This is a genomic window from Mycobacterium lehmannii, assembly GCF_002245535.1.
In the GTDB taxonomy this organism is placed as follows: Bacteria; Actinomycetota; Actinomycetes; order Mycobacteriales; family Mycobacteriaceae; genus Mycobacterium; species Mycobacterium lehmannii.
The window spans coordinates 16,043-32,482 of record NZ_NKCN01000019.1 but is presented as its reverse complement, the minus strand read 5'-3'; the positions used below and the strand labels follow the sequence as shown (position 1 = coordinate 32,482).

At 65.5% G+C, this 16,440-nt stretch carries 18 protein-coding genes and 4 tRNA genes; 13 read left to right on the top strand and 9 right to left on the bottom strand.

Annotation, left to right across the window (positions count from 1 at the left end; translation table 11 throughout):
• Positions 1-8: 8 nt before the first annotated feature.
• Genes pstS through pstB form a run of 4 tightly spaced genes read left to right on the top strand, consistent with a single transcriptional unit; the run spans position 9 to position 3,931 of the window.
• The gene (gene pstS, locus CEX87_RS19490; protein WP_198957260.1) at positions 9-1,142 is read left to right on the top strand and encodes a phosphate ABC transporter substrate-binding protein PstS; all 1,134 of its coding nucleotides are present in this window, start codon (positions 9-11) and stop codon (positions 1,140-1,142) included.
• Positions 1,143-1,190: 48 nt separating this feature from the next.
• Entirely contained in the window at positions 1,191-2,234 is a 1,044-nt protein-coding gene (gene pstC / locus CEX87_RS19485) for a phosphate ABC transporter permease subunit PstC (protein WP_094288734.1), read from the top strand.
• Entirely contained in the window at positions 2,231-3,145 is a 915-nt protein-coding gene (pstA, locus tag CEX87_RS27695) for a phosphate ABC transporter permease PstA (RefSeq protein ID WP_064397551.1), read from the top strand. Before pstC ends, pstA begins: the two co-directional genes overlap by 4 nt.
• A gap of 9 nt (positions 3,146-3,154) precedes the next feature.
• Entirely contained in the window at positions 3,155-3,931 is a 777-nt protein-coding gene (pstB, locus tag CEX87_RS27690) for a phosphate ABC transporter ATP-binding protein PstB (protein WP_064397548.1), read from the top strand.
• Positions 3,932-3,949: 18 nt separating this feature from the next.
• Here pstB and phoU read toward each other — a convergent pair whose 3' ends face one another.
• From phoU to CEX87_RS19455, 4 genes are all read right to left on the bottom strand, one after another.
• The gene (gene phoU, locus CEX87_RS19470) at positions 3,950-4,618 is read right to left on the bottom strand and encodes a phosphate signaling complex protein PhoU (protein ID WP_064397546.1); all 669 of its coding nucleotides are present in this window, start codon (positions 4,616-4,618) and stop codon (positions 3,950-3,952) included.
• Positions 4,619-4,712: 94 nt separating this feature from the next.
• The gene (locus tag CEX87_RS19465; RefSeq protein WP_064424991.1) at positions 4,713-6,830 is read right to left on the bottom strand and encodes an LCP family protein; all 2,118 of its coding nucleotides are present in this window, start codon (positions 6,828-6,830) and stop codon (positions 4,713-4,715) included.
• Between the two features lie 185 nt (positions 6,831-7,015).
• A complete protein-coding gene (dusB, locus tag CEX87_RS19460) occupies positions 7,016-8,176 on the bottom strand; it encodes a tRNA dihydrouridine synthase DusB (protein ID WP_068198442.1) in 1,161 nt (386 codons plus the stop codon).
• On the bottom strand, positions 8,173-9,171 hold the full coding sequence (locus tag CEX87_RS19455; RefSeq protein WP_064348081.1) for an acyl-ACP desaturase: 999 nt from the start codon (positions 9,169-9,171) through the stop codon (positions 8,173-8,175). Before CEX87_RS19455 ends, dusB begins: the two co-directional genes overlap by 4 nt.
• 212 nt (positions 9,172-9,383) lie before the next feature.
• Here CEX87_RS19455 and CEX87_RS19450 point away from each other — a divergent pair, with 212 nt between their 5' ends.
• The gene (locus CEX87_RS19450) at positions 9,384-9,842 is read left to right on the top strand and encodes a PASTA domain-containing protein (protein WP_233151447.1); all 459 of its coding nucleotides are present in this window, start codon (positions 9,384-9,386) and stop codon (positions 9,840-9,842) included.
• A gap of 82 nt (positions 9,843-9,924) precedes the next feature.
• Here CEX87_RS19450 and CEX87_RS27685 read toward each other — a convergent pair whose 3' ends face one another.
• Entirely contained in the window at positions 9,925-10,071 is a 147-nt protein-coding gene (locus tag CEX87_RS27685; RefSeq protein ID WP_233151452.1) for a hypothetical protein, read from the bottom strand.
• Between CEX87_RS27685 and CEX87_RS19445 the strand changes: the two genes are divergently transcribed.
• Both CEX87_RS19445 and CEX87_RS19440 read left to right on the top strand, forming a co-directional pair.
• Positions 10,070-10,387, top strand: coding sequence for a hypothetical protein (locus CEX87_RS19445; protein WP_332888966.1), 318 nt, complete (start codon positions 10,070-10,072; stop codon positions 10,385-10,387). The two genes, CEX87_RS27685 and CEX87_RS19445, sit on opposite strands and share 2 nt — an antisense overlap.
• Before the next feature lie 157 nt (positions 10,388-10,544).
• Positions 10,545-10,961, top strand: a complete 417-nt coding sequence (locus tag CEX87_RS19440) for a hypothetical protein (protein ID WP_094288730.1) — start codon at positions 10,545-10,547, stop codon at positions 10,959-10,961.
• Positions 10,962-10,967: 6 nt separating this feature from the next.
• Here the strand turns inward: CEX87_RS19440 and CEX87_RS19435 are convergent, their stop codons facing one another.
• Positions 10,968-11,552: a TetR/AcrR family transcriptional regulator gene (locus tag CEX87_RS19435; protein WP_064397536.1), complete on the bottom strand. Its 585-nt coding sequence runs from the start codon at positions 11,550-11,552 to the stop codon at positions 10,968-10,970.
• Between the two features lie 70 nt (positions 11,553-11,622).
• Between CEX87_RS19435 and CEX87_RS19430 the strand changes: the two genes are divergently transcribed.
• Both CEX87_RS19430 and CEX87_RS19425 read left to right on the top strand, forming a co-directional pair.
• Positions 11,623-12,657, top strand: a complete 1,035-nt coding sequence (locus tag CEX87_RS19430; RefSeq protein WP_064428253.1) for an oxygenase MpaB family protein — start codon at positions 11,623-11,625, stop codon at positions 12,655-12,657.
• A gap of 46 nt (positions 12,658-12,703) precedes the next feature.
• Positions 12,704-12,964, top strand: coding sequence for a hypothetical protein (locus CEX87_RS19425; protein WP_064397532.1), 261 nt, complete (start codon positions 12,704-12,706; stop codon positions 12,962-12,964).
• Between the two features lie 155 nt (positions 12,965-13,119).
• On the opposite strand, the gene CEX87_RS19420 is transcribed toward CEX87_RS19425, so the two are convergent.
• Positions 13,120-13,192: transfer RNA gene (locus CEX87_RS19420), tRNA-Lys, on the bottom strand.
• A 122-nt stretch (positions 13,193-13,314) separates the two neighbouring features.
• Between CEX87_RS19420 and CEX87_RS19415 the strand changes: the two genes are divergently transcribed.
• From CEX87_RS19415 to CEX87_RS19400, 4 genes are all read left to right on the top strand, one after another.
• Positions 13,315-13,387 (top strand) — tRNA-Glu (locus tag CEX87_RS19415).
• A 33-nt stretch (positions 13,388-13,420) separates the two neighbouring features.
• Positions 13,421-13,497: transfer RNA gene (locus CEX87_RS19410), tRNA-Asp, on the top strand.
• 42 nt (positions 13,498-13,539) lie between these two features.
• Positions 13,540-13,613: transfer RNA gene (locus tag CEX87_RS19405), tRNA-Phe, on the top strand.
• A 723-nt stretch (positions 13,614-14,336) separates the two neighbouring features.
• Positions 14,337-15,176 (top strand): SDR family NAD(P)-dependent oxidoreductase, encoded by an 840-nt coding sequence (locus CEX87_RS19400; protein ID WP_094288726.1) that lies wholly within the window; start codon positions 14,337-14,339, stop codon positions 15,174-15,176.
• Here CEX87_RS19400 and CEX87_RS19395 read toward each other — a convergent pair whose 3' ends face one another.
• Both CEX87_RS19395 and CEX87_RS19390 read right to left on the bottom strand, forming a co-directional pair.
• Positions 15,177-15,965 (bottom strand): MBL fold metallo-hydrolase, encoded by a 789-nt coding sequence (locus CEX87_RS19395; RefSeq protein WP_094288724.1) that lies wholly within the window; start codon positions 15,963-15,965, stop codon positions 15,177-15,179.
• Entirely contained in the window at positions 15,962-16,420 is a 459-nt protein-coding gene (locus CEX87_RS19390) for an ester cyclase (protein ID WP_064397528.1), read from the bottom strand. Before CEX87_RS19390 ends, CEX87_RS19395 begins: the two co-directional genes overlap by 4 nt.
• Between the last annotated feature and the right edge of the window lie 20 nt (positions 16,421-16,440).

Below are 16,440 nucleotides of genomic sequence, written 5' to 3'. Positions count from 1 at the left end.
TGGGATTCGTGAAGCTCAACCTTGGCAACACCACCTGCAGCCCGCTGCTGACAACCTTCTCGGTGGCCGCGATCGCGGCGTTGACCCTGTCCGCGTGTGGCAGCGACAACAACGCCGGCACCACCGCGACCACGGGCGGTGACGGGGCGGCGTCGTCGGCCGAGTGTGGCGGCAAGAACTCCGTCACGGCCGAGGGTTCGACGGCTCAACAGAACGCGATCGCCGAGTTCAACAAGGTCTGGGGTCAGCACTGCGCGGGTAAGAACCTGTCGTACAACCCCACCGGATCTGGCGCCGGACGCGAGCAGTTCATCGCCGGTCAGGTCGATTTCGCCGGATCGGATTCGGCTCTGTCGGGTCCTCAGGTCCAGCAGGCCGCGCAGCGCTGCGACGGCAACCCGGCATGGAACCTTCCGCTGGTCTTCGGCCCAGTCGCGTTGGCCTACAACATCGATGGTGTCGAAAAGCTGGTTCTCAACGCCGACCTGCTCGCGAAGATCTTCCAGGGACAGATCACCAAGTGGAACGATCCCGCGATCGCTGCGCTCAACGGCGGGACAAACTTGCCGGACACCGACATCACGCCGATCTACCGGTCGGACTCCTCCGGTACCACCGACAACTTCCAGAAGTACCTCGCCGCCGCCGCTCCCCAGAGTTGGACCAGGGGCGAGGGCAGCGAGTTCCAGGGCGGTGCCGGCGAAGGCGCCCAGAAGTCGGCAGGCGTCGTGCAGGCCGTGCAGGCGACCGGCGGATCGATCGGCTACGTGGAGAAGGGCTTCGCCGAACAGGGTGGTGTGCCGTTCGCCCAAATCGACAGTGGCGCAGGCGCAGTCGAGCTGACCGACGAGTCCGCGAGGAAGGCGATCGACGTTGCGACGTTCGCCGCGGAAGGCAACGACCTGACGCTCGACTTGAACTCGTTGTACGGGACGAAGGAGCCCGGCGCCTACCCGTTGGTGCTCGCCACTTACGAGATCGTCTGCTCGAAGGGCTACGACCCCGAAACCGCCGCGGCGGTCAAGTCGTTCCTCACCATCTCCGCCAACGACGGCCAGCAGAACCTCTCGCCCGCGGGCTATGTGCCGCTGCCGGACCGCTTCAAGGAACGACTCCTGACATCCATCGAAGCGATTGCCTAGTTTCGTGGCGCGCTGCCGAGGATACGGTGAGGATGGGTCCTGGGACCGATGACCGATAGGCTCGAGGTGACAATCCCTAATCCGTCCGACGCGGGATCGGGTGAAGCGCTCGCTTCACCCTTTTCCGAGCCGACCCCGATAAGCAGCAACCCGTCGAGGAACGCCAAAGAGCGTGTCGGCGACCGGATCTTCCGCGGGCTGGCGGAGGGCTCGGGCGCCTTCATCGTCGCACTGATCGCGGCCATCGGGGCGTTCCTGCTGTGGCGGGCGATCCCGGCGTTGGCGCGCAACGAGGAGAACTTCTTCCTCTACGGCGGCACCTGGAAGACCACCGACACGTCGGCGATGCATTTCGGCATCCTCGATCTGCTGCAGGTGACGGTATTCGTGTCGGTGTTCGCGCTCGTTCTGGCGATGCCTGTGGCCCTTGGCATCGCGATCTTTCTGACCCAGTACGCGCCGCGCCGGGTCGCGGGTCCGCTGGCGTACATGGTCGACCTGTTGGCCGCGGTGCCGTCGATCATCTACGGCGTGTGGGGGCTTTACGTCTTGGCCCCGGTGCTGAAACCGGTTGCGTTGTGGCTGAACGAGAACCTCGGCTGGCTGTTCCTCTTCAAGACCGGGACGGCGTCGGTGGCAGGCGGCGGGACGATCTTCACGGCGGGAATCGTGCTGGCGGTGATGATCCTTCCGATCATTACCGCGGTCACGCGCGAGGTGTTCATTCAGACGCCGCGGGGTCAGATCGAGGCCGCACTGGCGCTCGGTGCCACCCGCTGGGAAGTGGTGCGCACGACCGTACTGCCGTTCGGCATGTCCGGTTACATCAGCGGTGCCATGCTCGGCCTTGGTCGGGCGCTGGGCGAGACCATCGCGCTGTTGATCATTCTGCGCGGGACGCAGCAGGCGTTCGGGTGGTCGCTGTTCGACGGTGGCTACACCTTTGCGAGCCTGATCGCGGCCACCGCAAGCGAATTCAACGACCAGTACAAGGCGGGCGCCTACATCGCTGCCGGCCTGGTGCTGTTCGTGCTGACGTTCGTGGTGAACTCACTGGCACGTGCGGCGGTCGGCGGGAAGGGTGAAAAGTGACGTCGACGCTGGACCGGCCGGTCAAGGCGACCACCTTCCAAGGGGTCAGCCTTCGCCGCAAGATGACCAACAACGTCGCGACGATTCTGGTCACACTGAGCGTTCTGATCGCCCTGGTTCCCCTGCTGTGGGTGCTGTACTCGGTGGTCGTCAAGGGTTTCAACTCACTGACCTCGCCGCAGTGGTTCTGGCACTCACAAGCGGGTATGACGGCGTTCCAGGCGGGCGGAGGGGCGTACCACGCCATCGTGGGCACGCTGCTGCAGGGTTTGGTGTGTGCAGCCATCTCTATTCCGATCGGTGTGTTTGTCGGGATTTATCTCGTCGAGTACGGCGGCGGAACACGATTCGGCAAAGTGACCACGTTTATGGTCGACATCCTCACCGGCGTACCGTCGATCGTCGCAGCGCTGTTCATCTACGCGCTGTGGGTGGCGACGTTCGGCTTCCCGCGGTCCGGCTTCGCGGTGTCGCTGTCCCTGGTGCTGCTGATGATTCCGGTCATCGTGCGCGCGACCGAGGAGATGCTGCGCATCGTGCCGATGGACCTGCGTGAGGCTAGCTATGCCCTCGGCGTGCCGAAGTGGAAAACCATTGTCCGCATTGTGATTCCAACCGCACTATCGGGAATCGTCACGGGAGTCATGTTGGCGCTGGCGCGTGTGATGGGTGAGACCGCACCGCTGCTGGTCCTCGTCGGCTACTCGCAGGCGATGAACTTCGACATGTTCGACGGCTTCATGGGCTCGCTGCCCGGCATGATGTACGACCAGACCTCGGCGGGTGCGGGCGCGAATCCCGTTCCCACGGATCGGTTGTGGGGCGCCGCCCTGACCTTGATCCTGCTGATCGCCTTACTCAACGTCGGGGCGCGATTCCTCGCGAAGGTCTTCGCCCCCAAAAAGGTTTAGGAGATTTCGATGGCCAAGCGCTTAGATCTCAAGGACGTCAACATCTTCTACGGTGCGTTTCACGCCGTGGCCGATGTCTCGCTGGCGGTCCCGCCCCGCAACGTGACCGCCTTCATCGGCCCGTCGGGCTGCGGTAAATCCACTGTGCTGCGAACACTGAATCGCATGCACGAGGTCATCCCGGGCGCGCGCGTCGAGGGCTCGGTGCTGCTCGACGGTGAGAACATCTACGGCGCGGGAGTCGACCCGGTCGGTGTGCGCAAGACCATCGGTATGGTGTTCCAGCGACCAAACCCCTTCCCCACCATGTCGATTCGCGACAACGTGGTCGCCGGACTCAAGCTTCAAGGGGTGCGTAACAAGAAGACACTGGACGAGGTGGCCGAGCGGTCGCTGCGCGGCGCCAACCTGTGGAACGAGGTCAAGGACCGGTTGGACAAGCCCGGCGGCGGACTGTCCGGTGGGCAGCAGCAGCGGCTCTGCATCGCTCGCGCGATCGCCGTTGAGCCTGACGTGCTGCTGATGGACGAGCCATGCTCGGCGCTCGACCCGATCTCGACGCTGGCGATCGAGGATCTGATCTCCAACCTCAAACAGGAGTTCACGATCGTCATCGTCACGCACAACATGCAACAGGCGGCACGGGTGAGCGATCAGACCGCGTTCTTCAACCTCGAGGCCACAGGTAAACCCGGCCGGCTCATCGAGATCGACGACACCGAGAAGATCTTCTCGAACCCGTCCCAGAAGGCGACCGAGGACTACATCTCGGGGCGCTTCGGCTGAGCCGCCCGAACGCCCGCTTCACCGCGACGCGGGCATATCCACTTCGGTGGGGTGCTTACCGGTGACCTGGAAGATCACCCGGCGAGCGACCTCGACGGCGTGGTCGGCGAACCGCTCATAGAAGCGGCCGAGCAGGGTCACGTCCACCGCGGCGGCAACACCGTGCTTCCATTCCTTGTCCATCAGCACCGTGAACAAATGCCGATGGAGATCGTCCATCGCGTCGTCGTCTTCGCTGATCCGGGCCGCTTTCTCCGGATCGCGGGTTACCAGCACCTCCTGGGCGCTGTTGCCCAATTCCACAGCGAGACGGCCCATTTCGGCGAAGTATCCGTTCACCTCTTCGGGCAGCGCATGCTGGGGGTGACGGCGACGGGCGATCTTGGCGACGTGCAGCGCGAGCGCACCCATACGGTCCACGTCGGCGACGATCTGGATCGAGCCGACGATGGCCCGAAGGTCGCCCGCCACCGGCGCCTGCAGCGCGAGCAGTACGAACGCCGACTCCTCGGCCCGTGCGCTCATCGCGGCGATCTGTTCGTGGTCGGTGATGACCTGTTCGGCCAGCACGAGATCGGCTTGCAGCAGGGCCTGGGTGGCGCGCTCCATCGCCGCGCCCGCCAGCCCGCACATCTCTCCGAGCTGGGTGGTCAGAGCCTCCAACTGCTCGTGATACGCAGTACGCATGTCTCCACCCTACGGGCATCGCCACCGAAACGGCATGAAGCGAGCGGTGAACGAAAGGTGAACCCCACCTGCTGAAACGCTGTGACCGGCGCGATTACTCGCAGCTGGTGTCGGCTGCGTTCGTGACTGCGAGATCCTCCGGGAGCTGGGTCGGGGTGCTCCTGGATCCGCGCACTACGTGCACCTGGACCGGGGAGCCGCTCGGTGACGGCGGGGTCACGGTGTGGAAGTCGCTGCCCAACACCACACGCACGGTGTCGCCCATCCCCGTCGTTCGCTCCACCTTGGCGTTGGCGAACGAGGACGCCACCGTCGCCGCCGCCTCTTCGTTGCCCGGTGAGAAGAACACCGTCGTCGAATCCAGCGGACCCGGGTAGTCGTCGGGGGAGGTGACGTTGAAACCGTGGGTCTGCAGTTCGCTGGCCGCGGTCGCGGCGAGACCGTTCTCCCCGGTGGAGTTCGATACCTGGACCGTGATGTCGGCCGGATCGGTGGTGATCGCGTCCACGAGCTCACCCGACGGCGCGGCGTCATGGGTCGGCGCGGCCGACTCGGGCTGGGCGATGGTCGACGACTCGGGCGTCCCGGGCACCGGGGTGTTGTCGGCGTTCTTCTCCTCAGGCAGCGGATCGTCGTTGATGATCGCGTCGAAGATCGCCCGGGTGTCTTCCTCGCGCAGGTGCTCGTTGCCGTACTCGTCCATGTAGCCCGTCGTCGGGACGGTCAGGAACGTGATCCGGCCCGCGGCGATGCCCTGGATCGATTGGCCGAGCGTGACGAGATCCTTGGTGTCCATGTTGTCGACATAGCTGTCGTTGATGAACATGTTGACCACGTTGTTGAGCTTGGACAGCGAGAAGAACACCTCTTTGGAGATCATCGAGCGCATCAGCGACGACAAGAACAGCTGCTGGCGTTTGATCCGCCCGTAGTCGCCGTTGGTCTCGGTGGTCACCTGGCGGGCGCGCACGTATTGAAGAGCCGTGTGTCCGTCGACGATCTGCCGGCCGGCGTGGGGGAGCACCGTTCCGAGTTCGTAGTCCTCGAGTGGCGTTGTGCTACACACTTCGACTCCGCCGAGGGCGTCCACCATTTTGGAGAAGCCCGCGAAATCCACTGCCATGAAACGGTTTATCGAGAGGCCGGACATCTTCTGGATGACCTTGACCAGACACTTGGGCCCACCGACGGCGTACGCCGAGTTCAGCTTGTACTCGGTGTAAACCTCCTCGGCGCCATACATCGGCGAGTCGGGGTCGGTGATCGGACCGTAGTTGCCGGTCTTGGGATCCCACGGCTCGCACTTCATCGGCTCGATCGCGAGGTCCCGCGGAAACGACACCGCCACAACACGTTCCCGGTTCGCCGGAATGTTCACCAGCATGACGGTGTCCGAGCGCGCGCCCGCGGCGTCCTCGGTGGTGCCCGCGCCCATGTCGCTGTTCTCGCCGAGCCGGCTGTCGACGCCGACGATCAGGAAGTTCTCGTCACCGAATTGCGCGTTGGGGTCCAGGATGTCGCGGGAGTCGGGGTCCAGCGCGGAGATCCGGTTCATCATGTTGTTCTTCGCCGACTGCCACTGCCACGCCCCGCCGGTCATCGCGAGTGCGAGCACGGCGATGAGCGCGGCGATCGCGCGGCCGGCGATGAGCGTGCGGCGCCGACGCTTGCGGGGCTTCGCCGGCCTGCTCGCGGTGGCCGCATGCGCCGCGGGCACCCGGCTGGGCCTGCGAATGAGCGCCAGATCGGGCAGCTCCGCATCGGCGCGGATGACCGGCAGGATTTCGGTGTCGCAGTCGTTGTCCTCGCTGGAAGCGGGCGGCTCCGGTTTGTACGGTCCGGCTGGTTCGTCGAGGTCAGCCGGTGAGTCCTGCCCCGCCGGTGCGTCGGGCACCGCCGCGATGATCTCGGTGGGCGGTGCCGGCGGGTCGGGAGGTTCGGGTGCGCGGCGGCGCCGACGCCGCAGTTCGGGGGGCACCGCGCCGTCACCGGACAACTTGGCGATGAGGTCGGCGACGGTCACGCCGTCGGTGTGGTTACCCGTGGACTCGGGTTCGGCGGCTTCGGCCTCCGACGGCTCCTGCCTGCGAGGGAGGTCCGCACGCTCCCAGGGCGCGGCGCCCGGTGCGGGCCGTTGGCTGCGGGTCAGCCACCGGTTGTCCCCGTCGGTGGGGTCGGGAGGGCCAGGAGTGGCGTTATCGCCGTCACTCATGTCCTACCGGCCTCCGACTCTCGACATGTGCAGCTCAGGGGCGAACACGGCACCGCGCGCCATTGCAACGACACCTGGGTGACTCCGCGACGGGAGCGCATTACGAACGAGACTCATATCGTACTGAGACATCCTGAGAGATGTGATGTCAGAGTCGTCTCAGGACGGAGACGACTGGGAGACGGCTACCCACCGGAGTGCATGACCTCGGCACCGGCGGGCACCGTGCAGTCGTCGGGATCGGCCAGCCAGCCCTCGGGCAGTGCCACCGAGGCAGCAGACCCCTGGCGGCCGCGTGGACCGGTCGCGGCGTCGGGGAAGGGCACGTCGGCATCGAGCCTGCTGAGCAGTTCCTCGAGCTCGGAAAGGGATTTGACCAGCGCCAACGCCCGTCGCAGGTCGGCGCCGGCGGGAAAACCGTGCAAATACCAGGCGACATGCTTGCGGATGTCGCGCATGCCCTTGTCCTCACCGAAATGGGCTGCCAACAGTTCGCCGTGACGCACGATGATCGACGCCACCTCGCCGAGCGTGGGCGGTGCGGGCGCGGGACGCCCCGTGAACGCGGCCGACAGTTCGGCGAACAACCAGGGTCTGCCCAGACAGCCGCGACCGATCACCACACCGTCGCATCCGGTGGCCGACATCATCGCCAACGCGTCGGAGGCTTCGAAGATGTCCCCGTTGCCCAGCACGGGTACGCCCGTGACGTGCGCTTTGAGCGCCGCGATCTGGTCCCAGTCCGCCTTGCCGGAATAACGCTGAGCCGCGGTCCGCGCGTGCAGAGCCACCGCTGCGGCGCCCTCCTCGGCGGCGATCCTGCCTGCGTCCAGATGGGTGCGGTGCCCGTCGTCGATCCCGATGCGGAACTTCACCGTCACGGGGATCTCGGTGCCCTCGGTCGCGCGGACCGCCGCGGCGACGATCTGCCCGAACAGCCTGCGCTTGTACGGCAGGGCAGCACCCCCGCCGCGCCGGGTGACCTTGGGGACCGGGCAGCCGAAGTTCATGTCGATGTGGTCGGCCAGACCTTCGTCGACGATCATCTTCGCCGCGGCGTAGGTGTTCTGAGGGTCGACCGAGTACAGCTGCAGCGAACGCGGGGTCTCGTCGGGCGCAAACGTCACCATGTGCATGGTCCCGGGATGCCGCTCGACCAGAGCTCGCGCGGTGACCATCTCACACACGTATAAGCCGCTGACCGTGCCCGCTTTGGCCAGCTCGAGTTCGCGGCACAGGGTGCGAAACGCAACGTTGGTCACACCGGCCATCGGCGCCAGTACGACGGGGCTGCGGAGTCGTATCGGGCCGATCAGCAGTTCGCGCTCGTCGGCCAGGACCGTCATGAGGGCGAGGAGGCCAGAACCTTCTTCGCGGAGAGCTTCTCGGCCTTGCGCGCCTCGCGCTCGAGGCGACGCTGCTTGGATTCCTCGAACTTCTGCGAGGCCTCCTCCAGCTCCTCGACGAGCACACCGAGGTCGTCGCGCATGCGCGCGGCCTCACCGGTGAAGTCTTCGCGTTCGAAGATCCGCCACTTCTTGAGCACCGGCATCACCACATCGTCGAGGTGGATACGCGGATCGTAGACACCGCCGACGGCGATGATGACGGCCTTGCGGCGGAACTCGGGAACCGTGTAACCGGGCATCTTGAAGTTGCGCAGCACGCGGTGCAGACAGTGCATCGCCTGGTCGGGCGCGATGTCGAAGCCGGCTTCGGAAACGTCCCGGTAGAAGATCATGTGCAGATTCTCATCGGCCGACACCCGAGCCAGCAGCTGGTCAGCCACGGTCTCGTTGCACGCCTTGCCGGTGTTGCGGTGCGAGACACGGGTCGCCAGCTCCTGGAAGGTCACGTAGATGACCGAGTCGAAGAGGCTCTCCGCGAAGAGGTCGCCCTGCTGGTTCTGGCCGGGGGAGAAGCCGCGGGTGACCTGCTCGACGCGCAGCTGCTCCAGCTGCACGGGGTCGACCGAACGGGTGACGACGAGGTAGTCGCGCAGCGCGATGCCGTGCCGGTTCTCCTCGGCGGTCCACCGGTTGACCCACTGGCCCCATGCGCCGTCCATGCCCATGTTCATCGCGATCTCGCGGTGATACGACGGCAGGTTGTCCTCGGTCAGCAGGTTCTGGATCATCGCCACCTGGGCGACTTCCGACAGTTGCGACTGCTCGGGATCCCAATCCTGGCCGCCCAGTGCGTAGTAGTTCTTGCCATCCGACCACGGGATGTAGTCGTGCGGATTCCAGTCCTTGCGCATCGACAAGTGCCGGTTGAGGTACTTCTCGACGACAGGTTCGAGCTCATGCAGCAGATGTAGGTCAGTCAAATTCTCGTGCATTGATCCTTGCTCCTTCTCGCGTGCGAGAGCCCCACCCATTAAATATCTGTACCCGTTGGTTGCACTCAATATATCTGTGTCCCCCGGTGACATCAAGTTCCTGGCAACAGTTTCACAACCGCCTCTCCAGACCCATCCGTCGATGTAGTATCCCCGTCGGGCAAACACTTACGCCCTGAATGCGGCATCACAGGAGACTCGGAGGGCGGGCGTTGCTCAAGTTGCGGCATCTGTGGACAGGCGCGGCCATCGCCGCGGTAGCGGCGGGTACCGCGCTCGTCGGAGCGGGCCAGGCCCACGCGGTTCCCGACGTCGTCGACCGGCCATATAAAGACGCCAAGAAGATCATCCAGCAGTACGGCGGCAACGCCGTGGTCGCGACGCGGGTGGGGAGCAGCGCCGACGAAGGCAACTGCCTGGTGACGAACGCGTGGGATGCCGCTGTCCGCCGCCCGAACTCGCGGGGGCGCCCGGTCTCCAACAGCGATGTCATGGTGGCCCTGAACTGCAATGCCGCGGTCGCCGCGCCCGGCGCGCCGGGCAACTCCGCGATGAGCCCCGTCGGCCGCGACGCCAAGGCCGAGCAGCAACGTCAGCAGGCGAAAGCCGCGCGCGAGGCGGCGAGGTTGGAAGAGCAGGAACTGGCCGCTCCCGTCACGCCGGACAACTGAGTTCTCGCCCGTCTGACCTCCACAACCGGCGCTTCGCTCCGGTGGCGGTGTATACCGAACCGCAATAGACTGCCACCAGCGTTTACTCGGCGGTCATCGCCCGGACACGGAGGTTGGGGCACGTGAAGAAGATCCTCTCCATCGGCTTCATGTCGGCGATGAGCGTTGCGGCGTCGGCTGTCGTTTTGGGCTCGGGCACCGCCTCGGCCGCTCCCAGCGTCGTGGGCATGAAGTACTCCGACGCTCAGCAACAGATCGAGAACGCCGGCGGGACGGCAGTGGTCGCCTCCCGGGTCGGCGACAAGCTCGACCTCGGCGATTGCATCGTCACCAACATCTGGGACTCGTCGTTCCTGCGGATCAGCCAGGCCGACTCGAACGAGATGTCTGTCGCGTTGAACTGCGCCGGCGAATACGCGACTGCCACCAATCCCGGTGCCTCCGTTGCTAATCCGCTCGGACGCGCGGCCAAGTCCAAGGCCGAGCAGGAAGCTGCCAAGCAGGAACTGAGCGAACTGGAAGCGCCCGTCACGCCTGACGAGTAACGCGGGCTTCACAAAGCTCAACTGTTTTCACCCGCCGTCAACCTCGACGCATCGCGACGTTCACACCGCCCCGTGAGGGTGGCGTGGAATCCACGCCCCGGGGTGGACGGCACCCGTCAGCGCCGCTCCGGAGCACACTCACGGAGGCGAGCAGACGATGCGAATGCGAATGTTGGGGATCAGCGCGGTCGGTGCGGCGGTGTCGGCGATGGCGCTGTTCGGCACGGCGACGGCGGCAGCCGCCCCGGACGTCGTGGGCCAGACCTACTCCGACGCGGTTTCGGCGATCGAGGAGAAGGGCGGCACGGCGGTGGTCGCCGCCCGCGTGGGGGACAAACTCGATCAAGGCGAGTGCATCGTCACCAACGCCTGGGACGCGTCGTTTCTTCGCATCGACGCCTCGGGCAGCCAGGTTCACCTCGCGCTGAACTGCGCGGGTGGTTATGCGACGGCGACGAATCCCGGCGCGTCGGTTGCCAATCCGCTCGGTCGGGAGGCCAAGTCCAAGGCCGAAGAGGAAGCCGCCAACGAGGAGCAGGAAGAGCTGGAAGCGCCGGTCACCCCCGACGCGTAGGCCGGTCTAGTAGCTCGACACCCGGCCGAGCAGCATCTCGACGCAGTAGTCGATGAAGTGCTCTCGCGTGGCGGCCAGCCTGCCGTTGAGGTAGGCGGTGAACAGCGCGGTCAGGGCCCCGATCAGCCCGGTGGCGGTCATCGCCGCCCGTTCGGGATCGGTGATGCGGGTGAGTTTGCGCTGCAGCAGCTCGATGAAGCTGGGCATCCACTCGGCGCCCGACCGCGTCAGCACCGGTTCGCTTGCCGGCGCGAGCAGCAGCACCCGGCCCCGGGTCGGGTCGTCGACCATCAAGGCGACGAACCGCTCGACGGCGTCGCGCGGGGTTTCGGCCGAGGTCAATGTGGACATGGCCTTTGCGCAGACGTCGTCGTACACGGCGCGGACGAATTCGTCGCGGTCGGTGAAACTTTCGTAGAAGTAGCGCTCGGTCAACCCGGCCGCGCGGCATACGGCGCGGACGGTGAGGGACGGGCCCTCGGCGGCACCGAGAAGCTCCACTCCCGCGGCGATGAGTTCGTCGCGGCGAAGCACCTGACGGTCCTGCAAGGGCACGCCCGACCATCGGCCCCGTCTTTGACCCGAAGGCACATCCCTCCTAAGCTCGGTATGACAACGCCCGTAGTCAGAAATCCTGCTACCTCCGGACGGAAGTACACCAGTGACTCAAGATACGTCTGAAACGTGCCCCGTGTCCCGGGAGCGCCGCCCGTCGGGAGGGCAGGAGGGTTCTTCCTCGCTGGCTGCGGGCTGTCCGGTGACCTCCGGCGGCTACGACGCGCCACCGCTGCCGCTGGGCCCCGACTCGCTGACGTGGCGGTACTTCGGTCAGTGGACCGGCCTGTTCCAGGGCACCTGGGCGGGCTCTATGCAGAACATGCACCCGCAGTTGGGCGCCGCGGTGCAGGAGCACTCGATCTTCTTCCTTGAGCGGATTCCGCGGCTGCTGCGTTCGATCTACCCCATCGGCGGCGTGGTGTTCGACGGTGATCGCGCACCGAGGACAGGCGCGGAGGTCCGCGACTACCACATCGGCATCAAGGGCACCGACGAGCGCGGCCGAAGGTACAGCGCGCTCAACCCCGACGTCTTCTACTGGGCGCACGCGACGTTCTTCAAGTCGACCCTGCTGGCCGCCGAGAAGTTCGGCGGCGGGCTGACCGAGGACCAGAAGCGGCAGCTGTTCGACGAACACATCACCTGGTACCGGATGTACGGGATGAGCATGCGGCCCGTGCCCAAGACGTGGGAAGAATTCCAGGAGTACTGGGATCACATGTGCAACAACGTCTTGGAGAACAACTGGGCCGCCCGCGAGGTGATGGATCTCTCGACGATGCCCAAACACCCTTCGCTGGAGTGGGTTCCGGATCCGTTGTGGCGGCTGAACCTCAAAGTGATGCAGCGCTTTCTGACGTTCATGACCGTCGCCCTCTACGATCCGCCGGTTCGGGAGCTGATGGGTTACACCTGGTCACCTCGACAGGAGTGGTTGCACCGGCGCTTCTGCGATGTTGTGACGCTGGCGACCAAGGTGTTGCCCAAGCGGTGGCTGATGCATCCGCGCAAGCGTTCCGCGATGGACCGTGCCACGGGTCGGCTGCCTGCAGACGCGCCGCTGGTCGAGACGCCGGCGCGCAACCTCCCGCCAGTCGAGTACCGGGGTCAGCCGCAGTTCTATTGCCCGCAGGTCTGATTCGGCGATTAGGCGCGAGAAGTGCTGCCGATCAGGCCGGTCGGTTATGTCGACGCCGCGCGGTGATTCGTCGATGGCAATTCGCGCAGCGAACTTCACACTTCGCGATCTCGGCTTGTATGGCGGCCAGGTTCCAGCCGGCGCGCGCCATCGCTCCGACGTCACGGAGCTTGTTTCCTGTCACGTGGTCGAACTCGAGCACCACGACGTCATCTTCACCGCAATCGACGCACGGGTGGGTCAGCAAGTACTGCAGAACGTATGCCTTGGCGCCTGCGATCGCCTTCTGTTTGCCGTCGCGGCGTGACGGATTCTTTTCAGGTGTTCGCCGGTAGTACGCCCGGTTGTACTCGCGTCGGCAGTCGGGACAATACGTGCCATTGAACGCGGGGCGATCCTGGCGGCAGCGCGGACAGCGGCTGGATGTCACGCTACGGTTCTACCTTCAGTACCCGACAACAGTGCCCCCACCAGGGCTCGAACCTGGGACCTGCGGATTAAAAGTCCGTAGCTCTACCAACTGAGCTATAGGGGCGCGATGGACAGGATACTGGGTGACCCGCGTCGGCCTCGTTTGAGGATTCGGGTGCCGATAACCTAAGCTATCGAAGCTCCCAACGTCATCGCGTTGCGAGTACCCCGGAGAGATTCGGCTGGGCCCCCTTCGTCTAGCGGCCTAGGACGCCGCCCTTTCAAGGCGGTAGCGCGGGTTCGAATCCCGTAGGGGGTACACGCAGCGACCCGTACGATGGGACGCAAGCAAGGCCCTGTGGCGCAGTTGGTTAGCGCGCCGCCCTGTCACGGCGGAGGTCGCGGGTTCGAGTCCCGTCAGGGTCGCCATTGCGGCGAGGCATCTGGGTTACGCCCGAGCGGTGCCTTCCGGGCCAGGTAGCTCAGTTGGTACGAGCGTCCGCCTGAAAAGCGGAAGGTCGCCGGTTCGATCCCGGCCCTGGCCACCTCAGAGGTTATTTCTGCCTTCGATCCAATGCCTCGGCTACTTCGGTGAGCACTCGGCCACGATTCACGATCATGGGCTGAAGCCTTTAGTCAGAATCTCGCCCGGTTCCGAGCTGAGGTGTCGGGACGGATGAGAAAACGCCCCTCCCCGAGGGATTTTCTTACCCAGACGGAATCCGACGGGCTGGAACCGGCGATCATCGGCAGAGGGCTGTGTTCTCAACGCCCCGGCTGCGCCGACGACCACCTTGCGACGGGCCCCCGACGCAGCCGATCCCGTACCCGCCACCCTCAGTCGGCTACCCACAAACCCATCCCCGCCACACAAAATCTGACGTCGCCGGCAACACTCCGCATCGACCTCGGCGCAAGGCGCAGATCGGAGGCGACCCCGTGGTTACTCGAGGCGGGGTGCCCGAGGTCAGTTCCGGCCGTCGAAATACCGCTGCAACTTGGGGTTACTCGGCTCCGGATACGCACCCGGTTGACGATCTTGCGAATGAACGGCTGAGTCGAAGGCGGCAATGTCGGTCGTGAAGCCACAACTTCCTCGCCGTCTCCACGACCTTTACCGTCGCGTCGGGGCCTCCGCGCAGCGCGTGGCCTTCCGCGTACTGCACGCCGCCCAGCATGTAGGCGCGCGGACTGAATAGCCCTTGTCATCCGCGGTACCTACGCGTACCGTATCGGTACCTTCGTGTACCACCAGAGCGGGAGTCGCCATGAGCAAGCAGCGTAGGACGATCAGCGGTCGTACCGCGGTCATCACCGGCGCGGCATCCGGCATAGGACGCGCACTGGCGCAGCGGCTCTCGTCGTACAGCTGCCCGGTGGCCATCGCCGACGTCAACGAACAGGGGCTCAAGGAGACCGAGGCGTCGCTGCGGGGCCCGGCGCTGCTGAAGGTCCTGGATGTGAGCGATGGCTCGGCGCAACGCGACTTCGCCGCCGAGGTGCGCGCGTGGGCGCCCCGGCCGATCGGGGCGGTGTTCAACAACGCCGGTGTCGCGCTGGGCTCCACGGTGCTCGACGCCGTCGTCGACGACGACGACTGGTTGTGGAACATCAACTTTCACGGCGTGGTGAACGGCACCAGGGCGTTCCTGCCCATTCTCGTCGAGCAGGACGAGGGCGTGATTGTCAATACCTCGAGCGTCTTCGGCTTGGTCGGCATGCCGGGCCAAAGCGCCTACTGCTCAGCGAAATTCGCGGTCCGCGGGTTCACCGACTCGTTGCGCCAGGAGTTGCGGGGGACCGGCGTGTCCGCCGTCAACGTGCACCCCGGAGGTGTGAACACCAACATCGTGCGCAACGGTCGATTCCGCGACGAGCCGGGCGGACCCACCAAGGACCAGGTGGTCGCGGAGTTCGCGGCGATGACCAGAACCCAGCCGGACAAGGCGGCCGAGATCATCCATCGCGGCGTAGAGGCGGGCAAGTCCCGAATCCTCGTCGGCCCGGACGCTTACATGTTCGACGCCCTGGCCCGGATCGCGCCGACGCGCTACTTCGACGTGCTCGAGCGCATGGAGGCCGCGCTGCGCAAGCGCGCCGCGAAGTAGTTACGCGGTCTCCTTCGCGTACTGCAGCAGCCCCGGATCATGTGAGCACAGCAAAAGCAGATCGGGTTCGCCGCGTCGGTACAACTCGGCGAGTCGAGCGTGGTTGTCGCGCACCTGTTTACGATCGAACGCGGCAACCTTCTCGAACGCGCCGAGCGCCGGTGGGATCCGCGGCGGGCCGCCGATGGTGTCGGGATGGTAGAAGGCGTCCCCACAGTGCAGAAGCCAGCGATGGCCCGCGTCGACGGCCACGCAGGCATGCCCGCGGGTGTGGCCGGGCAACGACATCAGCACGATGCCCGGCGAGACTTCGGTCAGCTCCTTGGCCGCGGCGAACCCGCGCCATCTCTCGCCGGTGGGAGTGTGCTCGACGATCTTGGGACCGTGCTCCCACTGGGCCGATCGGAACCGGAAGCGTTCACCCCGAGTCGGCGGGTGCATTGCCCCGAGCACTTCCGCGGCGGTGCAGTGGATTTCGGCGTGAGGGAAGTCGGAGATTCCGCCGATGTGGTCGATGTCGAAATGCGTGACCACGATGTGGCGGACGTCTTCGCGGCGAAAGCCCAACCGTTCGACCTGCCGCACGGCGGTCTCGTCGGGGTCGAAGAACGGCCGGAAGAAGCGGCGGGTGAGGCCGGTGCGCCGCGCCGGCTCCGCACAGTCGGCCAACCCGTATCCACTGTCGACGAGCACCAGCCCGTTGTCGGTCTCAACGAGAAGCACATGGCAGACCAGGACGGGGACGCCCCACGGATGCATCGATCCGCAGTTGAGATGGTGAACCTTCATGGGGCGGCTCCGGTGAGCAACTCGGTGCGGCCGATCTGTGTCACGAGGCTCGCGGAGTCGAAGTAGATCCGCTCGTTGACGATGCGGTCGTCCTCGAAGAAGAACACCGCGGCCACCGGTACGCGGAAGGCCCTACCTGTCGGCGGCAGTCCGTAGAACTCGCCCAGATTCGTTCCCAGCAAGTCGAATTCGACGATCACGGCGTCATCGGCGACGTGGAACCGGACGTTGTCGTGGCGCTGATCGGGGAACGCGGTGCGCGTGCTCCGGTAGTAGGCCATGACCTCGTCGTCGCCGTCGAAGACTTGGCCGGTGGCCATGATCTCGTAGTGAGGCCGTCCCCCGGACTCGTTCTTGAACGTCGCGAGGGTGGCGTCGAACTCCTTGGTGACCTCGGTGTCCATGTGCACACGGATCACCTCGAGTCGGCGTTTGCGCAGCGCGTCGGTGGTCATGAACGCACTGTACGACCGGG

What these genes read in the sequence shown, in the direction of transcription:
- CEX87_RS19440 (WP_094288730.1), top strand. Translation starts at nt 10,545, where the DNA reads ATGCGAATGCGAATGTTGGGGATCAGCGCGGTCGGTGCGGCGGTGTCG.
- CEX87_RS19390 (WP_064397528.1), bottom strand. Translation starts at nt 16,420, where the DNA reads ATGACCACCGACGCGCTGCGCAAACGCCGACTCGAGGTGATCCGTGTG.
- phoU (WP_064397546.1), bottom strand. Translation starts at nt 4,618, where the DNA reads ATGCGTACTGCGTATCACGAGCAGTTGGAGGCTCTGACCACCCAGCTC.
- CEX87_RS19400 (WP_094288726.1), top strand. Translation starts at nt 14,337, where the DNA reads ATGAGCAAGCAGCGTAGGACGATCAGCGGTCGTACCGCGGTCATCACC.
- pstC (WP_094288734.1), top strand. Translation starts at nt 1,191, where the DNA reads ATGACCGATAGGCTCGAGGTGACAATCCCTAATCCGTCCGACGCGGGA.
- CEX87_RS19445 (WP_332888966.1), top strand. Translation starts at nt 10,070, where the DNA reads ATGAAGTACTCCGACGCTCAGCAACAGATCGAGAACGCCGGCGGGACG.
- CEX87_RS19465 (WP_064424991.1), bottom strand. Translation starts at nt 6,830, where the DNA reads ATGAGTGACGGCGATAACGCCACTCCTGGCCCTCCCGACCCCACCGAC.
- CEX87_RS27685 (WP_233151452.1), bottom strand. Translation starts at nt 10,071, where the DNA reads ATGCCCACGACGCTGGGAGCGGCCGAGGCGGTGCCCGAGCCCAAAACG.
- CEX87_RS19455 (WP_064348081.1), bottom strand. Translation starts at nt 9,171, where the DNA reads ATGCACGAGAATTTGACTGACCTACATCTGCTGCATGAGCTCGAACCT.
- pstB (WP_064397548.1), top strand. Translation starts at nt 3,155, where the DNA reads ATGGCCAAGCGCTTAGATCTCAAGGACGTCAACATCTTCTACGGTGCG.
- CEX87_RS19425 (WP_064397532.1), top strand. Translation starts at nt 12,704, where the DNA reads ATGTCGACGCCGCGCGGTGATTCGTCGATGGCAATTCGCGCAGCGAAC.
- dusB (WP_068198442.1), bottom strand. Translation starts at nt 8,176, where the DNA reads ATGACGGTCCTGGCCGACGAGCGCGAACTGCTGATCGGCCCGATACGA.
- CEX87_RS19395 (WP_094288724.1), bottom strand. Translation starts at nt 15,965, where the DNA reads ATGAAGGTTCACCATCTCAACTGCGGATCGATGCATCCGTGGGGCGTC.